Source organism: Methylobacillus methanolivorans, assembly GCF_044751345.1.
In the GTDB taxonomy this organism is placed as follows: domain Bacteria; phylum Pseudomonadota; class Gammaproteobacteria; order Burkholderiales; family Methylophilaceae; genus Methylobacillus; species Methylobacillus methanolivorans.
Window position 1 is genome coordinate 1 of the sequence record NZ_JBIWXY010000001.1, and the last position, 24,509, is coordinate 24,509.

The following is a 24,509-nucleotide window of genomic DNA, read 5'->3' on the forward strand; positions in this document are numbered from 1 at the left end:
CAGGGCCGTGAAACGATTCCGCGCCAATGATAGTATACTTCTCGTATGCGAAAGTAGGTCACCGCCAGGCTTTTATTCAAAAGCCCGCTAGTTATCTAGCGGGCTTTTTCATTTTTATTTTCTTCGCTTAAACTTTCCATCACTTAATTTAAGATGTAGTTTTTAACTACATCTTAACTACAGTAGTTGCGTTGAAAATGATATGTGCCTTTCAGCGCCAGCACATTGTTTTCTAAGGTTCTGAGAAGCGCGTGAGTAATTAGCTGGATACTGATCTTGCCGGTTACACAATCACACTCTTATTCTTTGGGCCATTTCTGGGCTAATTCAATCAATAACGCCAAGTAGTTTTGTGCGCCGGTACTGTTGGGTTGGTGGCGAAAGATATCAACTCCATGTTCAGGACTTTCTGCCACAGCGACGTTTTCTGAAATAACAGTATCTAGTAGTTGATCGCCAAAGAGTTCCTTGGCTTTTTTCTGTACTTCAAATGTCATGCTCCGTCTGCGGTCGAACCTTGTCAGCAGATAGCGTCGTTCTATCCGACGTTTTAATACTGGTTCGATAGCCGCCAACGTATCACCTACTTTTTTTGCTCCTCTGAGAGAAAGAAAGTCGGATGAGATGGGAATGATCACTAGGTCTGCAGCAAACATGGCATTGAGTGAGAGTGTACCTAGATAAGGGCAGCAGTCGATCAATGTATGGCGGTTGATATAAAGCTTGTCAGCAATATCCAAACCTTCGCGTAGCTTATTCAGTACGGCAAAGCCTTTGCCAAACGCTGAATCGACTTTAATCAATTCTTTATGTGCTGGGATGAGATGACCTAAGCTAGGCCATTCGATTTCCAGATGATAAAGTGGTTTGTCATCTTGGTAGAAAGCAAATAAGCTTTGCTTGGCACTTTCTGGAAGCTGTCCATGAATCTGTGTCAGATGCGCTTGAGGATCCATATCGATCAGCAGCGCCTCCTTGCCTGTGCGTTGCAATGCTGCGGCAAGGTTAAGGGCTGTGGTGGTTTTTGCGACACCACCTTTCTGGTTAAAAACTGCAATACGCGCCATAATGGTTTTAGCTGCTCAAGATAGTTTGCAGGATATTAGCCCTTATTATCCTGTATGAGCCGCATGCTTAATCCATGGATTTGAAGCATGAATCTTGTACTTTTTCCCGTTTGAACAGATGGAGGCGTGATTTTGGCAGAGTCAGTGGCGATTGTAGCTGGAGGGTGTTTTTGGTGTTTGGAGCCGGTTTTCTCGCAGTTGCAGGGAGTGAAGCTGGTCATATCTGGCTATATTGGAGGGGACATTCCAAATCCTAGCTATGAGGACGTGTGCACAGGAACGACAGGGCATGCAGAGGCGATCAAGATAGTGTTTGATCCAACGGTGATTGATTATACTGTATTGCTGGAAGTGTTTTTTCTAGCGCATGATCCTACGACCTTGAACCGGCAAGGACACGATATAGGTACGCAATATCGCTCTGCTGTATTTTGCCAAGATAGCGTACAGCAGGTGCTGCTTGCCAAGATGTTGGAAACATTTGCGACGGAAAATAATTTTGGTAAGCCTGTGGTGACAGAGGCGCATATGGGAGGGGAGTTTTACCCTGCAGAACAGTATCACCAACAATATTATGCCCAACACGCTAACCAGCCTTATTGCCTTGCCGTAGCTGCGCCCAAGATTGCGAAGATACGCGCTCAATACGCTCTGCGTATCAAGGCTGAATGAGGATCAATGTCTGCTGAGCCACTGGCGGCGCCAGAAATGTAGCCCCATGCCGCCAGCGACAAATAGCATCATTGCAATGGCGATCCAGAATCCCCAGTGATCTTTTAACAGCGGCATACTCTCGAAATTCATACCGAAGATACCCGAAATCAAGGTTGCGGGCATAAACAGCATGGTAACAACGGTGAGGATGCGAACTTCTTTATTGACCTGGTTACTGATGCTGGATAAGTAGATATCAAGCATACCGGCCAATAAGTCACGTAATGACTCCAGAGACTCAATAAAGTGAATGCTGTGATCGTAGACATCTCGTAAATAGAGAATGGTATTTTCCTGAAAGAATGAAAACTCATTACGGATTAAGGTGTTAATGATTTCTCGTAATGGCCAGACTGCGCGTCGCAAGTCCATGGTTTCCCGTTTGAGTTTATGTATGCTTTGCAATACTGCATCACTGGGATGGTGCAAGAGTTGGTCTTCGAGTTTTTCGCAATCGTCGCTAATTTGCTCCAGCATGACAAAGTATTTATCGACGATCATATCGAGCAAGGCGTAAGCCAGCACATCCGCCCCCGACTTGCGTAACAATCCTTTGTTGGCACGCAGGCGTTCGCGTACAGGATCGAAAGAGCCAGTAGGCCGCTCTTGGAAAGACAGGACAAAGTGGTCGCCAAGAATGATGCTGATTTGTTCGGAATTCACCAGCATCTGCTCTGAGTCGTAGCTAAAGAAGCGTGTGACAAGATATAAGTAGTCATCATACGCATCGACCTTGGGACGCTGGTCGGTGTTGAGGATATCTTCAAGTACCAATGGATGGAGCTTGAAGCGTTGCCCGATTTCTGCCATCAGCTTAGGGTCATGTAGTCCATGTACATTAAGCCAAAGAATACTGTTCTGGGTGTCGTCAGCTTGTATTTCATTGAGCGAGCTGATGGTGTGCTCTTCGATAGATTCCGCGTTGTAGCGAAACAGGGTGAGGGTGATCTGCGGCGTCTTCACGTCTCCTGTATGTACCAGGGTGCCTGGGGGTAATCCAGTTTTCTTGCTATGTGAATGACGCCGTTTTTTCATTCCTGCTCCAATGGTTGGCCTGTTTAACGAAGAGACTTCATCGGCAAGACGCGCGTGCCGAGGTAGAATAGTAGCCGAATTGCTCGTTAATACTTGATGTTGAGCTACGCTGCCCTTTCTGTAGGGTAATACAATTAAAGCGGCATATACAACGATGTGTCGCCATGATGTAACGGAGGAAGTATGCGATTTTACTTATTCGCAGCCTTATTAAGCAGTACATTGAATTTACAGGCAGCCGAGTTGACTACAGAAATCAAAGTAAGCTTGGTTGAGGATGACAGTTCTGAGTGCCTTGCCAATGATGGCAAGCTGATTTTGCTGAAGAGCGATGCTTCGGAAACCATGGTAGTGTGGCTAGACCGCTGGTTTATGGGCATGCAAACAGCTGATCATACCAAGCATGTGATTCAGCCCGGGGACGAGCCGATTGCGCTGGGGTGTTCAGTGACGCGCGATAAGGAAAAACAAGGCTGGACGATTGCGAGTACTAGCCCGCAACCATGAAGCACTAGCTAAGTGCTGATACCGGTGTCTGGCGTGAAGAAGAAGCCGCCTGCAACATGATGCAGTGTGCGTAAATCATCGTGACCATCAAAATGCCAACGTCCTTCGCTGAATACGCGGTTATCTGCATAGGCTGCGATGACTTCGGCAATAAACAGATCATAAGCCTGTTGCATATGCGGCTCAGGGATGATACGGCACTCCAACCACGCTACACATCCTGCCAATAAAGGTGCTGCAATATGTGTAGTGGGGAATGTGCGTAGGTCGAACGCTTCAAACTTGTTACTGGGTGACTTGCCCAATAACTCCCTGCCTGAGCTTGAGCCTACTCTGACGACCATATCGGCTTGCGCACGACAAGGGATATTGATGGCAAAAGTGCCGCTGGCCTCAATCAAGTCGCGCGTGAAGGTTTTCTTGTCAATCACAATCGCAACCCTGGCTGGATTGAAATCCAGGGGCATGTTCCATGCTGCTGCCATGACATTGCTATGCCCATGATGAGCCGATGTCACTAATACCGTAGGGCCGTGGTTAAGCAAGCGGAAGGCTTTTTCCAAAGCGACAGCTTGCACGGTGCTGGCGGCTTCTACGGCGTTAAATGACATCATTGCGCCAAGTTATTTCTGCCAGGCATCACGTAATGTGACTGTGCGATTGAATACGGGCTTGCCCGGCTGGCTATCCTTGCTATCAGCGACGAAGTAGCCGTGGCGCTCGAACTGGAAGCGGTCTTCTGGCTTGGCTTCCTTCAATGCAGGTTCCAATTGTGCGGTAATGGTGTTGACTGAATTAGGGTTGATATCATCAAGATAATCACGCTCGCCAGCACCTGGGTGGGCTTCCTTGAACAAGCGGTCATACATGCGTACTTCAGCTGCATAGGCATGTGCTGCCGATACCCAGTGGATATTGCCCTTGACCTTGACAGAGTCTGCCCCTGGAGTACCAGACTTGGTATCAGGGAGGTATTCGCAATGCACGACGGTGACATTGCCAGCACTATCTTTTTCAACACCGGTACATTTGACGACATAACCATAACGCAACCGTACCATATTGCCTGGGAACAGGCGGAAGTAGCCTTTGACCGGCTCTTCCATGAAGTCTTCTCTTTCTATCCATAATTCGCGCGAAAGCGGGACGACACGATGGCCTAGCTCGGGTTTTTGCGGATGGTTGGGAGCATGGCAGTCCTCGGATTGGTCGACAGGATAGTTGTCGATGACCAGCTTGATAGGGTCAAGTACTGCAATACGACGCTCCGCTGAGGCATTGAGCACTTCGCGCATGCAGTCTTCAAGGATAGTGTATTCAATCCAGGAATCTGCCTTGGAAACGCCAATACGATCTGCAAACAGGCGGAAACCCTCTGGCGCATAGCCTCGACGGCGCGCGCCAACCAAGGTAGGCAAGCGTGGATCATCCCAGCCACTGACAAATTGCTTTTCAACCAACTCAATCAACTTGCGCTTTGATAGCACAACGTAAGTGAGATTGAGACGGGAAAATTCATACTGCTTTGGCAATGGATGAGCAAGGAGCCCACCTTCCGCCAGTCTTTCCAGCACCCAGTCGTAGAATGGACGCTGATCCTCGAATTCCAGTGTACAAATCGAGTGAGTGACACCTTCGTAAGCATCCTCCAGCGGATGGGCAAACGTGTACATTGGGTAGATGCACCATTTGTCGCCAGTATTATGGTGATGGGCGTGCTTGATGCGGTAAATCGCTGGGTCGCGCAGGTTGATGTTGGGCGAAGCCATATCGATTTTGGCACGCAGCACCATGCTACCGTCCGCATGTTTGCCATCACGCATTTCACGGAACAGCGCGAGGTTTTCTGCTACAGAGCGGTCACGCCACGGGGAATTCTTGCCTGGCTCGGTCAAGCTACCGCGGTTGGTGCGCATTTCCTCGGCGGTTTGTTGGTCGACGTAGGCATTGCCTGACTCGATCAAGTATTCCGCAGCGCGATACATGAAGTCGAAGTAGTTGCTGGCGAAATACAGGTGGGATTCACCAAAGGCATCCCAACCGAAGCCTAGCCACTTGACGGCATCGGAAATGCTGTCGACGTATTCCTGTTCTTCTTTCTCGGGGTTAGTGTCATCGAAGCGCATGTGACACACACCGCCAAAGTCGCGTGCCAGGCCGAAGTTGAGGCAGATGCTCTTGGCATGGCCAATATGCAGGTAGCCATTCGGCTCGGGTGGGAAGCGGGTGCGGATTTTCGCTGGGTCGGGTTCGCCAGCTGCATGATGTTGGGCATCCCCAGGGCATCGGGCCCAGTGACGAGTGGCGTAAGTCCCTTGTTCAAGGTCACGCTCGACGATATGGCGAATGAAATTGGAAGCTGGAGCAACAGGAGTTTTGTCAGACATGGTGGTAGTACGCTATTAATTTGTGCCTATTTTACACTGTGTCATGCGCTAGCGGGCTGTCATGCATGCTGGCTGTGCCCAGAATATTCATTCCATGGTGACGCCTTGCGATATACTGCCCCAGCAATGAATAACTTGGTATTTCCTATATTAAGGCTGCTGGCAGATGGCCGTTTTCACTCTGGTGAGGACATCGCACGCCAGTTTTCAGTAACGCGTGCTTCTGTCTGGAATGCGATCCAGGCGGCAGAAGCCTTGGGAGTGGACATTTTCTCTGTCAGAGGGCGAGGCTATCGCCTGCCACAGCCCTTACATTTACTCGATAAACAGGCGGTGTTGGATGCACTCGGAGCGCAGCAGCACCGGTTTCACTTGGTCTTGTTTGATACGATTGATTCCACGAACAGTTATCTGATGCAGCAAGCAGCAAGCCATGCACCGCATGGAACGGTGGCTGCCGCGTTGTTACAGACCAAGGGCCGTGGGCGTCGCGGACGTAGCTGGCAAGCCGCATTCGGCGCCAGCCTGACCTTTTCATTATTGTGGCGTTTCCAAATGGGTGCCTCGGCATTGTCTGGGTTGAGCCTGGCAGTAGGGCTGGCCTTGGTCCGTGCCTTGCATCAATATGGTTTGCGCAGTGCGCAATTGAAGTGGCCTAACGATATTCTTGTGCAAGGTCGTAAGCTTGCTGGCATCCTGATTGAGTTAAATGGCGATATGGATGGCCCTAGTGCAGCGGTGATTGGTATTGGTCTTAACCTTAACTTGCCGCCAGCTATGCGTGCACAAATTGATCAGCCTGTGACGGATATGGCGAGCCATCTGCCGATCAATATTGATCCCAATGCTCTTCTAGGTCAGTTGTTGCATGAGTTGGCACAAGTATTGGATACCTTTGAGCGGGAAGGCTTTGCTGCCTTGCGCGAAGAGTGGCAAGTGCATCATGCTTATCATGGTGAGGTGGTCAAGCTGCTATTTCCTGATGGACGGGAACAATTCGGTCATGTGCAAGGCATTGCGGATGATGGGGTGTTACTAGTGCAGAATGAGCATGGAACCCAGCGTTTTTCTTCTGGGGAGATCAGTTTGCGGGGGGCGCGTTAAATGGGCAGCCTGTTGGTGATTGATGCTGGCAATACCCGGACTAAATGGGCGGTTCTGCAATATGAAAATGGTGCGATATTGCAGCATGGTGTCATGGATCGTCATGAAGTGCCTACGGCCTGGCATGGCTGTGATGCTGTGGCCGTGGCAAATGTGGCAGGGCAAGCACGGCACGATATGTTGAAGGAGTTGCTCAAGCCGCTAGGCTTGCCAGTGCGTTGGCATGCCAGCACTGCGCACGCTTGTGGTTTGAGTAATGGTTATACCATTCCGGAGCAATTGGGTGTAGATCGCTGGGCGGCGATGGTCGGTGCTTGGCAGCATTATCAGCGCAGTTGCGTCGTGGTCAACGCAGGCACAGCACTGACCGTCGATATGATCGAAAAAACCAGCCCCGGTCAGGCGCGTTTTATTGGTGGCATCATCGTGCCAGGGATGAAGTTAATACAGAACAGCATTGTTAATGCTGCGGCAAATATTGGTGAGATACACGGGGTATTTCAGGACTTTCCCTTGAGTACCCAAGATGCTGTCTATAGCGGCAGTCTGTATGCATTGGCTGGTGCAGTGGATAATTTGGTGCAATTGCTCAGTGAGCATTGTGGGCATGTCGTGCCTTGTATGTTAAGTGGAGGGGATGCGGCTACCTTGTTGCCCTTGCTGCAAAAGCATGTATTGGCAAGAGAGTATCAGCTAGAAGACCACTTGGTGCTGCAGGGGCTTTGGTATTTGGAAAGAGAGTTGTCATGAAGTGGTTGTTGAGCGGCTTATTATTGCTGAACCTCATTGCCTTGATTAGCCTCGGTTGGTACCAGCCAACAGCACCCTCCAATGAACCAATACATGAGCCTTTATCTGCCGATAAAATCAAGCTACTGAGCCAGGATGAGGTGGACGCTATGCCCAAGGTGAGTGCCTCCGGTGATAGCGTAGTAGACGAAGTCTATGCCTGTTATGAATGGGGGAGCTTCTCCGCGGCAGGTTTACAACGCGCCCAGGCGATTCTGGGACAGCACTCACTGGTGGCTACTGTGCAGCAGAAAACCATGCAAGAGGCTTTGCGCTATTGGGTATATATCCCGCCGTTACCCTCTTTGCAGGCTGCACAGAGCAAGGTGGCCGAGTTGAAAGCGCTGGGCGTGGAGGTGAGTTTTATTATTCAAGAGGCGCCTTGGCGCAACGCAATTTCGCTCGGGGTCTTCAAGGATGAACGATTAGCGAATAAACTACTCGAACAGTTACAGCGTCAAGGGGTGCGATCCGCGCAAAAAGGGGTACGCAATCAAGAAAAAGGACGTGCTAGTTTGCTGATTAACGATATGTCGGCCGAGATGGCTGGTGAGTTGAGTAAACAAGGTGCAAACTTTCCAGGTAGCGAACTTAAACAGGTTATTTGCCAATAGGAGTCTGTATGGGAATATTCAAGAATATCATCAAGAAAGTTGCATTGGCTGCCGCAGTTGTTGCAGGAAAACGGATTTTGAGCAAGGTAGTCACGGATGTGATTGATGGTGATAAAAAGACCGCACCGGAAGCAGCAGCTCAGCCTGTTAAAGCGAAAGCTGCTAGTCCGCGACGCAGAGCACCTGCTAAGCCTAAGACTGCTAGTAGTGCAGCAGCAAAGTCCAAGCCAGCCACAACCCAAGCGGCAGGTGATGCACCGAAAAAGCCGGCAAAACCTCGTACGCGCAAACCTAGGGCAGCCAAGCCAAAAACGACAGAAGCCAAAAAAGATGGGGCTGATGGCAGTGCAACGACTGCGACGAGTGGCTCATCCACTTCTGCGAACGACTCTACTGGAGGCTAGCACTTCAACGAGCAAGCAAACGTGATGTAGAGATGAAATAAAAACGGCGCTATAAGCGCCGTTTTTATTTCATCCAAAGCAGTGTATTAACGCTTTTTCGGCGGCAACATATCAGTAATGGTGCCTTCCTTGAGCTCTGCTGCAAAACAGATGGTTTCCGACAGCGTAGGATGGGCGTGAATCGTCAGGCCAAGGTCATGGGCATCTGCACCCATTTCGATGGCGAGCACTGCTTCTGCCAACAGCTCTCCCGCATTGACGCCGACAATGCCTGCGCCAATCACACGGTGAGTTTCCTTGTCGAAAATCAGCTTGGTGGCACCTTCTGAACGGGCAATGGATAAAGCACGCCCACTGGCGGCCCATGGGAAGGAAGCCTTCTCGATTTGCAAGCTTTGGGCTTTGGCATCAGTTTCTGTCACACCTACCCACGCTACCTCGGGATCGGTATAGGCAACAGATGGAATCACGGAAGCGATGAACTCTACCTTATGGCCTGCGATGACTTCTGCTGCGACCTTGGCTTCATGTGTTGCCTTGTGCGCCAGCATAGGTTGGCCGACGATATCGCCGATGGCGAAGATATGCGGCACATTGGTGCGCATTTGCTTATCGACGGCAATAAAGCCTCTATCATCGACTGCGACACCAGCGTTTTCCGCGCCGATGTTCTTGCCATTCGGACGGCGACCAATCGATACCAGTACGCGGTCATAGACCTGGGCTTCTTTTGGTGCATTTTCACCTTCAAAGCTGACATGAATGCCGTCTTTCTTGGCATCGATCTTGGCGACCTTGGTTGAAAGCATAATGCTCTCAAAGCGTTTTTCCATGCGCTTTTGCAACGGGCGGATCAAGTCACGGTCAGCACCCGGGATCAGGCCATCCATGAATTCGACAACGCTTACCTTGCTGCCCAGCGCGTCGTAAACCGTGCCCATTTCCAGGCCGATAATGCCGCCGCCGATGACCAGCAAGCGCTTGGGAACATCGGCCAACGCGAGCGCACCGGTGGAGTCCATGATGCGCTCGTCTTCAGGTGCGCCGGGGAATTTGGTGGCCTGTGAGCCTGCCGCAATAATGGCGTGCTGGAAGCCAACTGTGGTGACCTTGCCATCGGCTGCAGTGACCGCTACCTGGTGAGGGCTGGTGAATTTGCCTACGCCTTGCACGACGGTCACGCCGCGTTGCTTGGCCATTTGTGCCAGACCGCCCGTGAGCTTGCCTACAACATCATTGGCTTTCCATGTGCGTAGTTGTTCCAGGTTGATATCAGGCTTGCCGAAGCTGACGCCGTGATGGCTGGTTTCCTCAGCCTCGGTAATCACCTTGGCGGTATGCAACAAGGCCTTGGATGGAATACAGCCTACATTGAGGCAAACCCCGCCTAGCGTGGAGTAGCGCTCGATCAATACCACTTGCTTGCCGAGGTCGGCAGCGCGGAAGGCGGCCGTGTAGCCGCCGGGGCCGGAGCCAAGCACCACGATTTCGGTATTAATGTCGGAATCGCCAGTCGCGACGGTAGGCACGGGTGCCGCTGCGGCAGGTGTTGTCGCAGGGGCGGGTTTTGCAGCTTCTTTTGCAGCTGGCGCGGGGCTGGCTGTGGTGCTTGCAGATTCCGCACTGGCTTCCTCCACCAGCAGGATCAGCGAGCCCTTGGTGACTTTGTCGCCTACCTTGACCTTAATCTCTTTCACCACGCCAGCGTGGGAAGAGGGAATGTCCATGGAGGCCTTGTCGGACTCCAGGGTGATCAGCGCGTCTTCCTTGGCGATGGTGTCGCCAACTTGCACCAGTACTTCAATCACGTCCACGCTATCGAAGTTACCGATATCGGGAACCAATACTTCAGTAATCTTGCTCATGTTTATCCCTTAATCCTTACAGCAACAAACGACGTACGTCGGACAGCAGCATGCGCAGGTGGCTAGTGAAGCGTGCGCCGTCGGCACCATCGATGACGCGGTGGTCGTAAGACAGGGACAAAGGCAAGACCAGGCGTGGCTCGAATTCCTTGGTCTTGCTGTTGAAGACCGGCTGGATGCTGGAGCGTGAAACGCCCAGGATCGCCACTTCAGGGCAATTGATGATAGGGGTGAAGGCGGTGCCGCCGATACCACCTAGGCTGGAAATGGTGAAGCAGCCGCCTTGCATTTCCTCGACCTTCAATTTGCGCTCACGTGCCTTGGCAGAAAGCTCGCCCAGTTCAGCGGCGATTTCGAGTACGTCCTTGCGATTGACGTCACGGATTACCGGGACAACCAGGCCGTCAGGGGTGTCGCAGGCAAAGCCGACGTTGTAATACTGCTTGAGAATCAGGCTTTCACCATCGGCAGACAAGGAGGCATTGAAGTTAGGGTAAGCACGCAATGCATTGACCGAGGCCTTGATCAGGAAGGCGATCATCGTCAGCTTGACGCCGCGTTTTTCGGCTTCGGACTGCATGGATTTGCGGAAATCTTCAAGGTCGGTAATGTCGGCTTCATCAAACTGTGTCACGTGTGGTGCAGTGACCCAGTTACGGTGCAGGTTGGCACCGGAGAGCTTCTTGATCCGCGACAGCGCCTTGATCTCGGTTTCGCCATATTGGCTGAAATCAATGACCGGAGCAGGGATGACGGCCAGGCCGCCAGCGCCAGTGGCAACGCCACCGCCGCGAGGCTTGCTCAACTCGCCCTTGACGTAGGCTTGAACGTCCGCTTGGGTAATGCGGTTCTTGGGGCCGCTGGCAGAGACCAAGTCCAGATTAACGCCCAGTTCGCGTGCGAATTTGCGGATGGATGGGCTGGCGTGAGCCAGCTTGCCAGATGCGGTTTCTACGCTGGCGGCGATCGGGTTAGGGGTTGTCTGTGGTTGAATGGTCTTGGGTGGCTCTGGCGCCGGGCGGGTTGCCTCGGGCACTGGCGCAGGGGGGGCTGGAGCTACGGCGACAGGAGCAGGCTTGGCTGCTTCCGGTGCGGCAGGGGCGCTCGCGCTTTCCTCTGCGGCTTCCAGCGTGAGAATGAGCCCGCCTTGAGCGACCTTGTCGCCCACCTTGATTTTGACTTCCTTCACTGTCCCGGCAAATGGCGCGGGAATGTCCATGGAGGCCTTGTCGGATTCCAGGGTGATCAGCGAGTCGTCCTTGGCAATGCTGTCACCGGCTTTCACCAGGACTTCGATGACATCCACACTGTCAAAGTTGCCGATGTCGGGAACGAGTACGTCTTTAATTGCCATGCTTGATGTTCCTTAAAATGTATCTTTTTAAGATATGCATTTACGCAAAACGCCCACATGCGGTTAGCCGGGGCGTAGATTGCTTGCGCTAGGCTGCCAGATGGGTATCTGGCAGCTTTCTGTCAGCTGACTTAAACCGTTGTTGGGTTGGGCCTGTTGACGTTGATGTTGTATTTCTTGATGGCTTCTGCTGCCTTGGCTGCAGGTAGCTTGCCTTCATCTGCCAATGCTTTCAGGGCAGCAAGTACCACATGGTAGCGATCAACCTCGAAGAAGTTACGCAATGCCTCGCGAGAGTCGGAGCGACCATAGCCATCGGTACCCAGTGCAACATAGCGTTGCGGGATGAAGTTGCGGATCTGGTCAGCATAGGACTTCATGTAGTCAGTGGAGGCGATCACTGGGCCTTCGGCCTTTTTCAGGCTCTTGGCGACAAAGCTTTCCTTCTGTGTCTTTTCTGGATTGAGCAGGTTCCAGCGCTCTACATCCAGGCCTTCGCGGCGCAGTTCGGTGAAGCTTGTGACGCTCCAGATGTCGGCAGAAACGCCCCAATCTTTTTCCAGTAACTCACCAGCAGCAATCACTTCGCGCAGGATCACGCCACTGCCCAGCAATTGCACCTTGGGGCCCTTGGCCTTGGATTTGCTGAATGAGTAGATACCCTTGAGTATGCCTTCTTCAGCGTCCTTGGGTAGTGCAGGATGCGTGTAATTCTCGTTCATCAGGGTGATGTAGTAGTACACATCTTCCTGGTTCTGCACCATGCGACGCAAGCCTTCCTGAATAATCACCGCCAGCTCATAGGCAAAGGTCGGGTCATAGGAAATGCAGTTGGGGATGGTGGCAGACATCAGATGGCTATGGCCGTCTTCGTGCTGCAAACCTTCGCCGTTCAACGTAGTGCGGCCTGCGGTAGCGCCAAGCAGGAAGCCGCGTGAACGCGAGTCACCTGCTGCCCATGCCAGATCGCCGATACGCTGGAAGCCGAACATGGAGTAGAAGATGTAGAACGGGATCATCTGCACGCCGCTGACGCTGTAAGACGTCGCTGCCGCAATCCATGAGGAGAACGAACCTGCTTCGTTGATGCCTTCTTCCAGGATCTGGCCGTCCTTGGATTCCTTGTAGAACATCACCTGATCAGCATCTTGTGGTTCGTAAAGCTGGCCAACAGAGGAGTAGATACCCAGTTGGCGGAACATGCCTTCCATGCCGAAGGTGCGCGCTTCGTCAGGGACGATAGGCACGACATACTTGCCGACCTGTTTGTCACGCAAGAGCGTAGAGAGAATGCGCACAAAGGCCATGGTGGTGGAGATTTCACGCTCACCCGTGGCACCGAGCATATTCTCGAACGCAGAAAGGGCTGGCACAGTCAGCTCATTACCCTTGCGGCGGCGTGCTGGCACAAAGCCACCCATGGCTTCGCGACGTGCCTTGAGGTATTGCATTTCCGGGCTGTCATCAGCAGGACGATAGAAGGAGAGATTTTCCACTTGCTCATCGGTCAATGGCAGGTCGAAACGATCACGGAATTTCTTCAGTGTCTCGATACTCATGCTCTTCTGCTGGTGGGTGGTGTTCTGGCCTTCACCTTCCTGGCCCATGCCATAACCCTTCACGGTCTTGGCGAGCACAACGCTAGGTTGGCCCTTGTGGTTCACGGCGGAATGGTAAGCAGCGTAGACCTTGTGTGGGTCGTGACCACCACGGTTGAGGCGCCAGATGTCCTCGTCGGACATTGCAGCTACCATTTCCTTCAGTTCAGGATATTTACCGAAGAAGTGTTCGCGTGTGTAAGCGCCACCCTTGGCCTTGAAGTTCTGGTATTCGCCATCCACGCATTCTTCCATGCGCTTCTTCAGCAAGCCATCCTTGTCCATGGCTAGCAATGGGTCCCAATAGGAGCCCCACAATACCTTGATCACATTCCAGCCAGAGCCGCGGAAAGCTGCCTCGAACTCCTGGATCACCTTGCCATTGCCACGTACCGGGCCGTCCAGGCGTTGCAGGTTACAGTTGATGACGAAAATCAGGTTGTCGAGTTTTTCGCGCGCAGCCAGTGAGATGGCACCCAGTGACTCAGGCTCATCCATTTCGCCATCGCCGCAGAATACCCATACCTTGCGGTCTGAAGTATCGGCAATGCCACGGTCATGCAGGTATTTCAGGAAACGTGCCTGGTAGATACCCTGTAATGGGCCCAGGCCCATGGATACGGTGGGGAATTGCCAGAAATCTGGCATCAGCCATGGGTGTGGGTAGGAAGAAAGGCCATTGCCTTCCGCTTCAATACGGAAGTTGGACATTTGCTCTTCTGTGAGACGGCCTTCGAGGAAGGCGCGTGCATACACACCAGGGGATGAGTGGCCCTGGAAGTAAATCAGGTCACCGCCGAAGCTTTCATTGGCTGCGCGGAAGAAGTGGTTGAAACCAGTGTCGTACAGCGTCGCAGCAGATTGGAAGCTGGCAATGTGGCCGCCCACGCCAGGGGATTTCTCATTGGCGCGCAGGACGGTCATGATGGCGTTCCAGCGGATTAGCGCACGAATCTTGCGCTCCATGGCAGTGTCGCCAGGGTGCTTGGGCTGAAGGTGCGCAGGAATGGTGTTTACGTATGCAGTGGTCGCGTTGTACGGTAAATATGCACCTGAGCGGCGGGCTTTATCAATCAGCGTTTCCAGCAGGAAATGCGCTCGCTCGGTTCCCTCGTTCTCAAGTACCGATGAGATGGCATCAAGCCATTCCTGGGTCTCTTGAGGGTCGATATCGGGGGTTAATGCCATGTAAGGTTCTCCGGGAAACTTTTAAGATACGCTTGGGTATAATCAGCCTGATGCAGCATCAAGCTTAAAATATTGGTTATGGCTTGAGGCCGTTGTGAAGACGCTATATTGGCTTTTTTGACTGTTTAGGTCAAGTTTTGTCGCTTGTTCCAGTGCATGAAAGTACGGGCCTAAGCCGCTAAAAACAAGAGAAAACTTATGATTCTGCAACCGCAGCAACTCACCCTTCAGGCAGGGATAAAATCGCGTGCCATGACGACCAATATACTGTTTGTTCTACGGAGTGCAGTAATCACTTGGCTGTTCTGCGCACCAGCAGTGAAAGCTTGTTCGAGCAAGGCTGGCGGCCAATATACCGACCTGGCGAAATTGTTGTGCTCAAGCGCTTTGCCAACGAGAGTAAATAGTGAGGGCTTGTATTTGGGCGTGGATCAAGGAGGGCGTGGGTATGCCGGATATTCAGCTTGAGCCGGATGAAATCACGCTGACTGCCGTGCGGGCGCAAGGGGCGGGCGGCCAGAACGTGAACAAGGTATCCAGTGCGATTCATCTGCGTTATGACGTCAAGGCGTCCTCGTTGCCTGATACGGTGAAGGCGCGGTTGTTACGCTTGCGTGATCATAGGATTACCAAGGATGGGGTGATCATCATCAAGGCGCAGTTGCATCGCAGCCAGGACTTGAACCGGGCAGATGCATTGACCCGGTTGCATGAGCTCGTCAACAGCGTAGCTACCTTACCTACGCCGCGTATCGCTACTAGGCCGACTAAGGGTTCCAAATTACGCCGCCTGGAAGGCAAGCGTATCAACGCCGAGCGCAAGGCCTTGCGCCGACAGGTGATTTAGTAGTGGCTATTGAGATGCTGGTTTGCGCGATTTGCGCAAGCGGGTGATCTTGCGCGTCATCCAGCGCCATAGCCAGCCATCAGCAATTTCGCGACCATTGATGATCCAGGTCAATGTCTTGTGATTGCTCAAGGTGATTGGCTGGATGCTCTTCGCCATGGCACTACCGCAGAACAGCAAGCGGTCACCAACATGCAACTTCTCCGTGACTTCCGGTAGCAGTGTGTATTCTCCGCTGCGTACCAGCATGAGCGGAACCAGATCCAGTTTTTGGGTGCGGTTGCCAGGGTCGCGTGTCAATGCATCGAGTGTGACTGGCAGGCCCCAGGCAATCAGGTTGGCAACCGCCGGACTGTGTTCTGCATCTACGGTGACGCCCCAGGCGTCTGGTACGTTTTCGCCTACTACGCCTACCAGGCGGCTGATCAGTTGGTTGGCCCAGCTATTGTCTTGCGTACGCACCAGCTTCAGGAAGTGCGTCATCATGGGCGTGATCATGCGTGCCAAGCATTCGTGAGCAATGATATCGCTGGGGTCCATTGAGATATCGGCGTTGAAATGCTCGAACAAGGGTTCATTGAAGCGACGGTTTTTGCGCACAACGACGAACAGGTTGGGGTTCATCTTTTGCGCGGTCATGACGATGGACAGGTTGTTGATGTCATTGTTGGTGCCAGCGATTATGCCTACTGCATCCTCAATCCCGGCTTCCGTCAAGGTGGCTGCCTCGGTGCCGCTGCCGACAATGCAGTTTTCGCAATGCGTCAGTTCCGGGTCTGCTTCGATGACCACGGTGGTGATCTGCTCGCGTTCCAGGTTTTCCACCACGGCCTTGCCAAAGCGACCATAGCCGCAGATGATCCATTTGCCGATCGGCGGCACCTTGGGTAGGGTCAAGGTGTCACCAGGTACACCAGTCAGCCATTTGTGCAGTAGATAGGTGCCAATTGCGTGGACTTCCATGCCTAATTGGTCGCCAAATAGCGTGTAGGGGTTGAGGATATGGTCGGTGCCAAACGAGGCCATGTTGGCGGCAACCTCATCGTCTTCTGCGCGTGCCAATACCATAAGATCAGGGTTGAGCAGCTTGGCAGCCACGGCTACTGCCAGGTTCACATGGTCGTTATCTGTGAGGGCGGCAATGCCTTTGCACATGGGGTGACGCACCCCGGCACGTAGCAGGGTATCCGGCATTTTTGCATCTGCACAGAGGACGGGTATGTCAAATTGGTAGTCTTCCAGCTCCAGGTCGTTGACACGGTCCTGGTTCATCTCGGTGACCACAACGCGTATGCCTTTGTGATCCAGCGCCTTCACCAGCAGGCTACCGGTTTCGCCATAACCAGAAACAATGAAGAATGGTTCGTGCAGGTGATCCACCGCGCGAGCGAAGCTATTGGTGGTAAGTGCTTGCTTAAGTGCTGGGTCCTGGAATAGCGAGATGATCTTACCTATCGCATAAAACCAGGGGATGACGGTGAAGTAGATCGAGAATGTCATCCATAGTCGCTGCGCATCGCTATAGGGGAAAGGGACTTCACCAAAACCAATAGTGGTAGCGGTGTAGCTAATGACATAAAAAGCCTCGAACAAGCTCATATGCCAAGGGTTGCCTTGATGATCAGCGCCTGGCATCAATGTCAGCCCGACAATTGCAATCGTATAGCTGACAATGACGGTGATCAGCGGCGCGCGCATGCGCCGCAGGATCAAGAAGAAAATGTTATTCACAAGCCGTTCCGCTCAGCACTTATCGGCGCAGGGTAATGGTTTCCGCAAGTAGCAGGACGACAGAAGTGATATTGGCCAGCAAGGCGCCACCACTCAGCGATACCACACGTGCTGCCGTGCCGGATTCTTCACTGCTTGCCACGACCCAGACGATGGCGGCTGCAATCAATTGCAGGTCTGCCACCAAGCTGGTGGACAAGTGAATGGCACCAATTTGTGAGCGGTCGCCAAACTTGAGCACGGTGGCAATCAGGTTTACCACGATAGCGGTATAGAGCTCATAGATATGGTGTTCGATGGGGTTGCCGCTACCGCCGACGAAAAAACCAAAATTAAGGGTCATCGCCAAGACGATGAAGAAGCCGAAAATGACTTTTTCCAGATTCATTGTGATCCCTGTATATGTCGAGTTGAGAGAATGGTGGCGAGTGTAGTGGATTTTGGCTGAGATGGCACCTTTACCAAGGAGTCGACGCTTTTTTTAATGCCTTCCAGAGATTAGGCAAGTCAGCCGTATGACGCTTTTCGCGCTTGCGGGCAGCTTGTTGCCAGATTGGCAATACAGGCACTAGGCCAGGATTGCGTTTGCTCATGCGTTCCAGTGTCTGGCTGGTAACGGCAGTATCGTTCAATGTGCCGAGGTTAGCTTGCAAGCCACTGAGCGTGCTGAGTAGCTTGGCTGCCTGTTTTCCTGACTTCTTCCCTTGATAGAGTGGGGTGAAAAGCTCCAAGGCGTAGCGCAGGCGCCGTGTCAATATGCGTAGTTGGTGCCGTTGCTCGGTGGAGAGCTTATCCAGTTGCTTGCCTTGTTTGAACAGTTTTTTGTGGGTGCGTTGCAGGTGTGAGCTGGCAGTGCGTGATAACTTGGGGTGGCCGATGGGTAATCCGCAGGCAAACAAGTAGCCCAATGTCAGCAGCAAGTGCTGATAACGTGATTGTCTCAATCCATTACGCAGGGTGCTGTATGCGCGCTTTTGTGCACTGCTGACATGGGCTTGCGCCTTGTGCAATACATCAGTGGATAGCTTGAGGCTGGGTAGGGTCTCATGCAGCAATACATCCAGGTCACGTGCCTTGGCCAGCAAGGAATTAAGCCAGTCAATCTCGTCATTGATGGTATCATTGTTGATGCCGAAGGCTTTGAGGGTTACTTTTAGACGCCTCAAAGCAACCCGCATCTGGTGTACGCCCTCGGGGTCGTCACCCTGAATGGCAATCGCTTGATTGCTTTGCAGGTGTCGCAAGCATTCCCAGCCAGCTTTGGCAAAGGCATCGCTGGGCTGATCGGTAGCGGTCAGGCCTGCTGGCTTGGCTTTGGAGGGCAGCTGCGGGAACTGGCGATAATAAGCATAGCCGCGTTGTGCTTTGCTGACGTTTTCTATCGTCAGCGCTATATCGGATTGCAGCTCCAGCGCCAGCGCAAACAATTGCTCTATCTTGCCATCTTTCAGTTCCAACTCAATTTCAATCAGCGGCTCTTGATGCTTGCCGGCAATGAGTAGGCCATCATCCAGCGATAGTTCGATATGGCTGCCCTGGTAATCCAACTGCCATTCGGTACGCCGCATATCGGTAGTAAAAATGGGTTGTAAGCCTTGGCGCAGCATGGGATCGTCAAAAATAGGTGTGAGGCTGGGGTCGGTAATCTTGGTGTAGTCGGGTTCGCCCTTGGAGATAATGTCTTCCCATTCCAAGCGCTGGTGCAACCCCGCCAGCGAGTGCCCTGCGGCCTTGACTGCCTGGAACCAGCCGCCAGACATGCGCCTGACGCGCAAGCTGACACGTTGGTCAAATAGCTGCAAGTCGGGCGTATCGTAGTAGGTGCTTACCAATCGACGCGTAATGGCCTTGCCGGTCAGGTATTTGCGAATGGCGGCATGGCGGCGCAGGTGAGGAATATCCTCTTTGGCAATGCGCAGCTTGAGCTCGATCTCGTTAGGCATGGTGTACTCCTGATGATTATTTTTGTTTGCTGGCATTCACCAGCCAATGCAAGAGCGGAGCCCATTGCTGCAAATCGCGGCTGACTTGGGATGGCCTAATATCAAATAGGCTGGCACCTTGCTCTGCAGCTAAGGCGTATACCTGGGCGTTACGCAGATTGCCGACTGAAGGAAAGCCGGATTTCGCCAGGAACTCTTGCAGTGCTTGCGCAGCGCGGGTGCGGTTATCTACACGCATGCCGATCATGGCGACAAAGGTTTTGCCTTTGCGCACGGATTTTTCTTCTTGTAGCACTTCGAGGAAATCACGGGTCGCCCCCATGTCAAAAGCAGAGGGCTGCATAGGCACAATAACGAAGTGTGCATCCTTGACAGCTTGGCTTAATCTGTCGCCGCGTAATCCTGCCGGGGAGTCCACGATGGTCCAGTCTGCACTCAGGCTGTTGGTGTATTGGCTACGACCGTCTTGTCCATGAATCAATGGCAGCTTGTAGGGCCTGCGTTCCAGCCATTGCAGTGCAGAGCGCTGTCTATCCATGTCAGAAAGCACGACATGTTTGCCACGGCTGGCAAAATAACCTGCCAGGTTGGTGGCCAAGGTGGTTTTACCACTGCCCCCTTTGGGGTTGGCAATCAGGACGGTGCTCACATGGGCTCCTGTTGAAACGGGCGCAGGGGAAATTGGTACATAGGAAATGCGATATTCATATCCAAGTTAGATCAATTCGGGGGTAACCATGGCTCGTAACACGGTCTGCTCTTCTTCGCCGCGTCTGCGATTGGCAATCCACCAGATTGCGCCTTTTTTCACGCTCCAGTATTGCATGCGGCGTGTCATGGCATAGGCCGCTGCCATGCCTAGCGTTGGCTGGTGGCCGATAATCAGTACGTTGTCCTGGCCTAGCGGCCAGCCAGCAGCATCGAGTAGCACCTGAGGCGATGAGCCCGGAGCAAGCTCGTCCAAAGTGGTAAACTCCATGCCAAGAGCACTGGCGGTTTGCTGTGTGCGTGTTGCTGGGCTAGCCAGGATGCGTATATTGGCCGGCATATGTTGTTTCAGCCAGGCTGCCATTTTTGCGGCCTGCTGTTCACCCTTGGGAGTAAGCTTGCGTGCAAGATCGGGAAAGCCTTCTTCGGCTTCAGCGTGACGCCATAAAATAATATCCATAACCCTGTTGCTAAGCTGAAAATGTCCTTCTATCTTAGCGCTCAACCTGCTTCATGACAAAGTGACATCTGTGTGAAATTACAAATCCTACTTTCTGATCCTGCTGATGCTTTGCCTGCGATGGCGGCTGATCAAGCCTTGCTACAGATGATGGCAAGAGGTGAGAAACAATGGCTGGATATGGGGAGGGAAGTTTACTTGTGCCAGCAATTTGGCGTGTCAAAGCAGCAGGATTGGCCAATGGCGGCATTGGCGCGCCTGGGGGCTGGTTTGCCTGCCGATCATGCTTATTGGATGTTAGTTAGTCCTGTGCATTTGCTGTTACAGCGTGATTCTTTTGCCTTGAGCCAACCCGCACCCTTGGCATTGAGTATTGATGAATGTGAGGCCTTACGGAATAGCTTGAACCGGCATTTTGAAGGCGAAGGCTTGGAGTTCATGCCGGGCGCTCAAGGTCATTGGCATCTAAGGCTGCAATCCATGCCAGCATTAGCGACCACCCCTATCGGGATGGTCGCTGGGCGAGATATTACGAGCTGGATGCCGCAGGGTGATGACGCGCAGCGTTGGCGGCAGTTGACCAATGAAATGCAGATGTTGTTGTTCAGTCATGAGGTCAATCAGGCGCGGGAAGCGCGTGGCGAGCTTGCCGCCAATAGTGTCTGGCTGCACGGCGGCGGAATCCTGCCAGGCACGGGCCAGTCTCTAAACTGTGCCGTCTATAGCGAGGATGTCAGCGTCAAAGGGTTGGCCATATTGGCAGGCCTGCGCCATGCTACGGACACCAATCTGCACGCAGTGTTGCAAGATGCTCAAGAGCGCGCCGTAGTACAGTCTGCCTATACGAACTTAGGGGCTGGCTGGAGTAGTGTGTGCTGGCAGGCTCTGCGGGCCAGGCGTCTACAGCAGCTTGATCTTTATTTTTCCTGGTTTGATCGCATGCTGCATGTGCGGCTCAAGCCTATGGATGTGTATAAATTCTGGCGTAAGCCAATAGCATTAGAAGCGTATTTTGATGGTTCAGATCATACAAAGAAATATTGAGCAGGATGCCTATGAAACCTTGGTCAATGGAGGTGTGCGACCTACCATGGCGAGGTTGCTGGCAGCTCGTGGTGTGCGCGATATCAGCCAGATGGAAGCCAGTCTGGCGCGTTTGATCCCGCCAGAGCGATTAACAGGTAACCGTGAAATGGCGGTGCTGTTGGCCGATGCAATTGCGGCAGGTAAGCGCATCATGGTGGTCGGGGATTACGACGCTGACGGTGCCACTGCCACTGCGGTAGCGGTAAAGGGATTGCGCAGCATGGGTGCGATTGTGGATTTCCTCGTGCCTAACCGTTTTGAATATGGCTATGGCTTGACGCCAGAAATTGTTGCACTGGCTGCGAGCCAGCATCCTGATCTGATCTTGACCGTGGATAATGGCATTGCCAGCGTCGATGGGGTGGAAGCCGCGCGAGGGCTGGGCATACCGGTACTGGTAACGGACCACCATTTGCCCGGGGATACCACGCCGCAAGCAGCCTGCATTGTTAACCCAAACCAGCATGGATGCGACTTCCCCAGCAAGCACTTGGCTGGTGTGGGCGTGATGTTTTATGTGCTGCTCGCACTACGCGCTGAGCTGCGCCGTAGGGGTGTTTTTGATGCAGGCTCTGAACCTAACTTGACCGAGCTTCTGGATTTAGTGGCATTGGGGACGGTGGCTGACCTGGTACGGTTGGATGATAACAACCGTATTTTGGTCGAGCAGGGCTTGCGCCGTATTCGTGCTGGCAAGTGCAGCCCTGGCATATTGGCCTTGTTTGAGGTGGCAGGGCGTGAATATGCCAAGGCTAACCCACAGGATTTGGGATTCAGTATTGGCCCGCGCCTCAACGCTGCTGGCCGCCTGGATGACATGACCTTGGGTATTGCCTGCCTGCTGGAGCAGGATATGGCAGTGGCCAAGCAGATGGCGCAACAATTGCATGAGCTAAACCAGGAGCGGCGTAATATCGAGGCCGATATGCAGGATGATGCGATGGCCGTTCTGGATGAGATCGATGCGACTGGACGCTATAGTCTTAGCCTGTTTCAGGAAGGATGGCATCAGGGTGTCATCGGTATTCTCGCCTCTCGCATCAAGGAGCGTTTTCATCGGCCTGTGATTGCTTTTGCCTCTGCGGGTGATGGCATTGTTAAAGGCTCGGGGCGCTCAATTCCCGGGTTGCACTTGCGTGATGCCCTTGATTTGGTTTCCAAGCGAGAGCCGGGCTTGCTGTTGAAGTTTGGCGGACATGCCATGGCTGCGGGCTTGAGCATACGCGAGCAAGATTTTCCACGCTTTAGTACAGTGTTTGAACAAGTGGTTGCAGGGTTGTTGACCCCTCAGCAGTTGGAGGCGGTAATCGAGGTGGATGGTTCATTGTCATCGGACGATGCCAGCCTGGAGATGGCTTATGCTCTGGAGCGCCAAGTCTGGGGTCAGGGATTCCCCCCTCCTGTTTTTCTGGATGAGTTCCGCGTGGTGAATCAGCGTATTGTCGGGGAGCGTCACCTCAAGTTGAGCCTGGAAAAATCAGGGCAGGTATTCGATGCGATTTTTTTCAGGCAGGAAGAGTTTCTACCCGAACAGGTGGAGCTGGTCTATCAGGTGCAAGTCAACGAATTTCGTGGGGCGCAGACACTGCAATTGTGCTTACAACATTGGCAGGTACCAGGCTAGGTAAGGTGTTCGCGTTGACCAGTCTCATGGCTGCACTATAATAATATTCAATTAAAAATATTCACTAAGCATATCCGGCCAGATTAAAACGGATATCAAATACAATCTCGGGTTTCTATATATATATGCGTCGCAAGCTGGTTGTCGGCAATTGGAAAATGAATGGCAACCTTGCTCAGAACAACAGGTTGCTGGAGAAACTCGCGCATGGCTTGCAGGATGTCAGCCAAGTCGATATCGCTGTTTGCGTTCCTTATCCCTATTTATTCCAGGCACAGCAAATCTTGGCCAACACCAACATTGCCTGGGGTGCGCAAAACGTGGCTAAGCACGAGAATGGTGCTTATACAGGTGAGGTGAGTGCCGCCATGCTCAAGGAGTTTGGTGTCAGCTATGTCATCGTTGGGCATTCAGAGCGCAGTGATGCTTATTGTGAGAGCGATGCCAATATCGCCGACAAATTTGCGATCGCCAAACATCACGGCCTCATCCCGATTTTTTGCGTTGGTGAGACCTTGCAAGAAAGAGAGTCGGGGGTCATGGAGTATGCCATTGCCAATCAGCTGGATTCGATCCTCTCGGTTTCCGGTGGGGCATTGCTTGATCAAGCTGTCATTGCCTATGAGCCTGTCTGGGCGATTGGCACCAACAGAACGGCTACGCCTGATCAGGCGCGTGCGGCACATTCCTTCATCCGTGAGCGTATTGCTGCACAACATCCCGGAGCCGCTGAAACGGTAAGAATCATCTATGGGGGTAGCGTAAATCCGAGAAATGCGGCACAATTGCTGTCTATGCCGGATATAGACGGCGGATTAATCGGCAGGTGTTCATTGGATGCCGATGATTTTGAAAGTATTTGTCGTGCTGCTTGCTGATTGATCAGTTAGGCAGGGGATTTAAGAGAAAAATGGAAACAATCGTAACCGTCATTCATGTCATTGCAGCGCTGGGCGTAGTTGGCCTGGTCTTGTTGCAGCATGGTAAGGGTGCTGATATGGGCGCTGCATTTGGTAGTGGCGCTTCCGGCAGTCTGTTTGGTGTTAGTGGCTCATCCAACTTCATGAGTCGTGCAACGGCTATCTGTGTCGCCGTCTTTTTCGTGACCAGCATGAGTCTTGCCTATTTGACCAGTCATCGTTCTGACCAAGGCAGTGTGGTGCAGAAGTCTGTGGTAAAATCAGCGCCCGTTTCTGATGTGCCTAAGGCAGCTGAGCCTACATCGGCAAAGGATGTACCTCAGTAATTAATAGTTTTAGGGTCTTGGCCCATGCCGTCGTGGTGGAATTGGTAGACACGCTATCTTGAGGGGGTAGTGGCGAAAGCCGTGTGAGTTCGAGTCTCACCGTCGGCACCAATATATAAAAGCTGGTTGTATCACAGCATCTCAAAGCCCGCATGTAACCTAGAGTTTGGCGGGTTTTTTCTTTTCAGGCTGTCTCATCTCGTCTCAAGAAATCTCTTGCTTTTGGGTACTTGTTTGG

General features: G+C 52.6%; 23 protein-coding genes and 1 tRNA gene. 12 read left to right on the forward strand and 12 right to left on the reverse strand.

From position 1 onward, the window contains the following. Positions 1–299: 299 nt before the first annotated feature. Positions 300–1,067: a ParA family protein gene (locus ACIKP9_RS00005; RefSeq protein WP_400877620.1), complete on the reverse strand. Its 768-nt coding sequence runs from the start codon at positions 1,065–1,067 to the stop codon at positions 300–302. 144 nt (positions 1,068–1,211) lie between these two features. Here ACIKP9_RS00005 and msrA point away from each other — a divergent pair, with 144 nt between their 5' ends. Continuing rightward, positions 1,212–1,739 (forward strand): peptide-methionine (S)-S-oxide reductase MsrA, encoded by a 528-nt coding sequence (gene msrA / locus ACIKP9_RS00010; RefSeq protein WP_400881804.1) that lies wholly within the window; start codon positions 1,212–1,214, stop codon positions 1,737–1,739. Between the two features lie 3 nt (positions 1,740–1,742). Here msrA and corA read toward each other — a convergent pair whose 3' ends face one another. After that, positions 1,743–2,816: a magnesium/cobalt transporter CorA gene (gene corA, locus ACIKP9_RS00015; RefSeq protein WP_230346632.1), complete on the reverse strand. Its 1,074-nt coding sequence runs from the start codon at positions 2,814–2,816 to the stop codon at positions 1,743–1,745. A gap of 183 nt (positions 2,817–2,999) precedes the next feature. On the opposite strand from corA, the gene ACIKP9_RS00020 reads away from it, so the two are divergent. Then, positions 3,000–3,323 carry a hypothetical protein gene (locus ACIKP9_RS00020; protein ID WP_400877623.1) on the forward strand — a complete coding sequence of 108 codons (324 nt, stop codon included), beginning with the start codon at positions 3,000–3,002 and terminating at the stop codon, positions 3,321–3,323. Between the two features lie 8 nt (positions 3,324–3,331). On the opposite strand, the gene ACIKP9_RS00025 is transcribed toward ACIKP9_RS00020, so the two are convergent. Then, positions 3,332–3,937, reverse strand: coding sequence for a flavin reductase family protein (locus ACIKP9_RS00025; RefSeq protein ID WP_400877626.1), 606 nt, complete (start codon positions 3,935–3,937; stop codon positions 3,332–3,334). Positions 3,938–3,946: 9 nt separating this feature from the next. Next, entirely contained in the window at positions 3,947–5,710 is a 1,764-nt protein-coding gene (locus tag ACIKP9_RS00030) for a glutamine--tRNA ligase/YqeY domain fusion protein (protein WP_400877628.1), read from the reverse strand. Between the two features lie 126 nt (positions 5,711–5,836). On the opposite strand from ACIKP9_RS00030, the gene birA reads away from it, so the two are divergent. From birA to ACIKP9_RS00050, 4 genes are read left to right on the forward strand one after another with little or no spacing between them, the layout of a single operon-like run. Then, positions 5,837–6,814 carry a bifunctional biotin--[acetyl-CoA-carboxylase] ligase/biotin operon repressor BirA gene (gene birA, locus ACIKP9_RS00035; RefSeq protein WP_400881806.1) on the forward strand — a complete coding sequence of 326 codons (978 nt, stop codon included), beginning with the start codon at positions 5,837–5,839 and terminating at the stop codon, positions 6,812–6,814. After that, positions 6,815–7,564 carry a type III pantothenate kinase gene (locus ACIKP9_RS00040; protein WP_400877631.1) on the forward strand — a complete coding sequence of 250 codons (750 nt, stop codon included), beginning with the start codon at positions 6,815–6,817 and terminating at the stop codon, positions 7,562–7,564. Continuing rightward, complete coding sequence (locus ACIKP9_RS00045; protein WP_400877632.1) at positions 7,561–8,217, forward strand: SPOR domain-containing protein; 657 nt, start codon at positions 7,561–7,563, stop codon at positions 8,215–8,217. The genes ACIKP9_RS00040 and ACIKP9_RS00045 overlap by 4 nt, the downstream gene beginning before the upstream one ends. 8 nt (positions 8,218–8,225) lie before the next feature. Continuing rightward, positions 8,226–8,621 carry a hypothetical protein gene (locus tag ACIKP9_RS00050; protein ID WP_400877634.1) on the forward strand — a complete coding sequence of 132 codons (396 nt, stop codon included), beginning with the start codon at positions 8,226–8,228 and terminating at the stop codon, positions 8,619–8,621. Between the two features lie 86 nt (positions 8,622–8,707). Here the strand turns inward: ACIKP9_RS00050 and lpdA are convergent, their stop codons facing one another. From lpdA to aceE, 3 genes are all read right to left on the reverse strand, one after another. After that, on the reverse strand, positions 8,708–10,486 hold the full coding sequence (lpdA, locus tag ACIKP9_RS00055) for a dihydrolipoyl dehydrogenase (RefSeq protein ID WP_400877636.1): 1,779 nt from the start codon (positions 10,484–10,486) through the stop codon (positions 8,708–8,710). Positions 10,487–10,502: 16 nt separating this feature from the next. Continuing rightward, complete coding sequence (gene aceF / locus ACIKP9_RS00060; protein ID WP_400877638.1) at positions 10,503–11,840, reverse strand: dihydrolipoyllysine-residue acetyltransferase; 1,338 nt, start codon at positions 11,838–11,840, stop codon at positions 10,503–10,505. Between the two features lie 131 nt (positions 11,841–11,971). After that, entirely contained in the window at positions 11,972–14,626 is a 2,655-nt protein-coding gene (aceE, locus tag ACIKP9_RS00065; RefSeq protein WP_400877640.1) for a pyruvate dehydrogenase (acetyl-transferring), homodimeric type, read from the reverse strand. Between the two features lie 448 nt (positions 14,627–15,074). Here aceE and arfB point away from each other — a divergent pair, with 448 nt between their 5' ends. Next, positions 15,075–15,473 carry an alternative ribosome rescue aminoacyl-tRNA hydrolase ArfB gene (gene arfB / locus ACIKP9_RS00070; RefSeq protein WP_400877642.1) on the forward strand — a complete coding sequence of 133 codons (399 nt, stop codon included), beginning with the start codon at positions 15,075–15,077 and terminating at the stop codon, positions 15,471–15,473. Between the two features lie 6 nt (positions 15,474–15,479). Here the strand turns inward: arfB and ACIKP9_RS00075 are convergent, their stop codons facing one another. The 5 genes from ACIKP9_RS00075 to ACIKP9_RS00095 form a co-directional block, all read right to left on the reverse strand. After that, positions 15,480–17,171, reverse strand: a complete 1,692-nt coding sequence (locus ACIKP9_RS00075) for a potassium channel family protein (protein WP_400881808.1) — start codon at positions 17,169–17,171, stop codon at positions 15,480–15,482. A gap of 52 nt (positions 17,172–17,223) precedes the next feature. After that, the gene (locus ACIKP9_RS00080; protein ID WP_400877644.1) at positions 17,224–17,592 is read right to left on the reverse strand and encodes a DUF6394 family protein; all 369 of its coding nucleotides are present in this window, start codon (positions 17,590–17,592) and stop codon (positions 17,224–17,226) included. Positions 17,593–17,662: 70 nt separating this feature from the next. Then, a complete protein-coding gene (locus ACIKP9_RS00085; RefSeq protein WP_400877646.1) occupies positions 17,663–19,147 on the reverse strand; it encodes a CYTH and CHAD domain-containing protein in 1,485 nt (494 codons plus the stop codon). A gap of 16 nt (positions 19,148–19,163) precedes the next feature. Then, positions 19,164–19,796 carry a nucleotide-binding protein gene (locus ACIKP9_RS00090; RefSeq protein ID WP_400877649.1) on the reverse strand — a complete coding sequence of 211 codons (633 nt, stop codon included), beginning with the start codon at positions 19,794–19,796 and terminating at the stop codon, positions 19,164–19,166. Between the two features lie 66 nt (positions 19,797–19,862). Then, positions 19,863–20,315, reverse strand: coding sequence for a SixA phosphatase family protein (locus tag ACIKP9_RS00095; protein WP_400877651.1), 453 nt, complete (start codon positions 20,313–20,315; stop codon positions 19,863–19,865). A 72-nt stretch (positions 20,316–20,387) separates the two neighbouring features. Between ACIKP9_RS00095 and ACIKP9_RS00100 the strand changes: the two genes are divergently transcribed. The 5 genes from ACIKP9_RS00100 (at position 20,388) to ACIKP9_RS00120 (ending at position 24,382) form a co-directional block, all read left to right on the forward strand. Continuing rightward, complete coding sequence (locus ACIKP9_RS00100; protein ID WP_400877654.1) at positions 20,388–21,359, forward strand: hypothetical protein; 972 nt, start codon at positions 20,388–20,390, stop codon at positions 21,357–21,359. Then, entirely contained in the window at positions 21,331–23,025 is a 1,695-nt protein-coding gene (gene recJ / locus ACIKP9_RS00105) for a single-stranded-DNA-specific exonuclease RecJ (protein WP_400877657.1), read from the forward strand. The genes ACIKP9_RS00100 and recJ overlap by 29 nt, the downstream gene beginning before the upstream one ends. Before the next feature lie 125 nt (positions 23,026–23,150). Continuing rightward, positions 23,151–23,903: a triose-phosphate isomerase gene (tpiA, locus tag ACIKP9_RS00110; RefSeq protein ID WP_400877660.1), complete on the forward strand. Its 753-nt coding sequence runs from the start codon at positions 23,151–23,153 to the stop codon at positions 23,901–23,903. 32 nt (positions 23,904–23,935) lie between these two features. Then, positions 23,936–24,271: a preprotein translocase subunit SecG gene (gene secG / locus ACIKP9_RS00115; protein WP_230346656.1), complete on the forward strand. Its 336-nt coding sequence runs from the start codon at positions 23,936–23,938 to the stop codon at positions 24,269–24,271. 26 nt (positions 24,272–24,297) lie between these two features. Further along, a tRNA-Leu gene (locus tag ACIKP9_RS00120) sits at positions 24,298–24,382 on the forward strand. Positions 24,383–24,509: the final 127 nt, after the last annotated feature.

Bases quoted from the DNA above. Each gene is read 5' to 3' on its own strand.
- ACIKP9_RS00005 (WP_400877620.1), bottom strand. From the start codon at position 1,067: ATGGCGCGTATTGCAGTTTTTAACCAGAAAGGTGGTGTCGCAAAAACC.
- ACIKP9_RS00025 (WP_400877626.1), bottom strand. From the start codon at position 3,937: ATGATGTCATTTAACGCCGTAGAAGCCGCCAGCACCGTGCAAGCTGTC.
- ACIKP9_RS00095 (WP_400877651.1), bottom strand. From the start codon at position 20,315: ATGGATATTATTTTATGGCGTCACGCTGAAGCCGAAGAAGGCTTTCCC.
- secG (WP_230346656.1), top strand. From the start codon at position 23,936: ATGGAAACAATCGTAACCGTCATTCATGTCATTGCAGCGCTGGGCGTA.
- aceF (WP_400877638.1), bottom strand. From the start codon at position 11,840: ATGGCAATTAAAGACGTACTCGTTCCCGACATCGGCAACTTTGACAGT.
- ACIKP9_RS00080 (WP_400877644.1), bottom strand. From the start codon at position 17,592: ATGAATCTGGAAAAAGTCATTTTCGGCTTCTTCATCGTCTTGGCGATG.
- recJ (WP_400877657.1), top strand. From the start codon at position 21,331: ATGGTTCAGATCATACAAAGAAATATTGAGCAGGATGCCTATGAAACC.
- arfB (WP_400877642.1), top strand. From the start codon at position 15,075: ATGCCGGATATTCAGCTTGAGCCGGATGAAATCACGCTGACTGCCGTG.
- ACIKP9_RS00020 (WP_400877623.1), top strand. From the start codon at position 3,000: ATGCGATTTTACTTATTCGCAGCCTTATTAAGCAGTACATTGAATTTA.
- ACIKP9_RS00040 (WP_400877631.1), top strand. From the start codon at position 6,815: ATGGGCAGCCTGTTGGTGATTGATGCTGGCAATACCCGGACTAAATGG.
- ACIKP9_RS00045 (WP_400877632.1), top strand. From the start codon at position 7,561: ATGAAGTGGTTGTTGAGCGGCTTATTATTGCTGAACCTCATTGCCTTG.
- ACIKP9_RS00085 (WP_400877646.1), bottom strand. From the start codon at position 19,147: ATGCCTAACGAGATCGAGCTCAAGCTGCGCATTGCCAAAGAGGATATT.
- tpiA (WP_400877660.1), top strand. From the start codon at position 23,151: ATGCGTCGCAAGCTGGTTGTCGGCAATTGGAAAATGAATGGCAACCTT.
- corA (WP_230346632.1), bottom strand. From the start codon at position 2,816: ATGAAAAAACGGCGTCATTCACATAGCAAGAAAACTGGATTACCCCCA.
- aceE (WP_400877640.1), bottom strand. From the start codon at position 14,626: ATGGCATTAACCCCCGATATCGACCCTCAAGAGACCCAGGAATGGCTT.
- ACIKP9_RS00050 (WP_400877634.1), top strand. From the start codon at position 8,226: ATGGGAATATTCAAGAATATCATCAAGAAAGTTGCATTGGCTGCCGCA.
- lpdA (WP_400877636.1), bottom strand. From the start codon at position 10,486: ATGAGCAAGATTACTGAAGTATTGGTTCCCGATATCGGTAACTTCGAT.
- birA (WP_400881806.1), top strand. From the start codon at position 5,837: ATGAATAACTTGGTATTTCCTATATTAAGGCTGCTGGCAGATGGCCGT.
- ACIKP9_RS00075 (WP_400881808.1), bottom strand. From the start codon at position 17,171: ATGCGCGCGCCGCTGATCACCGTCATTGTCAGCTATACGATTGCAATT.
- ACIKP9_RS00030 (WP_400877628.1), bottom strand. From the start codon at position 5,710: ATGTCTGACAAAACTCCTGTTGCTCCAGCTTCCAATTTCATTCGCCAT.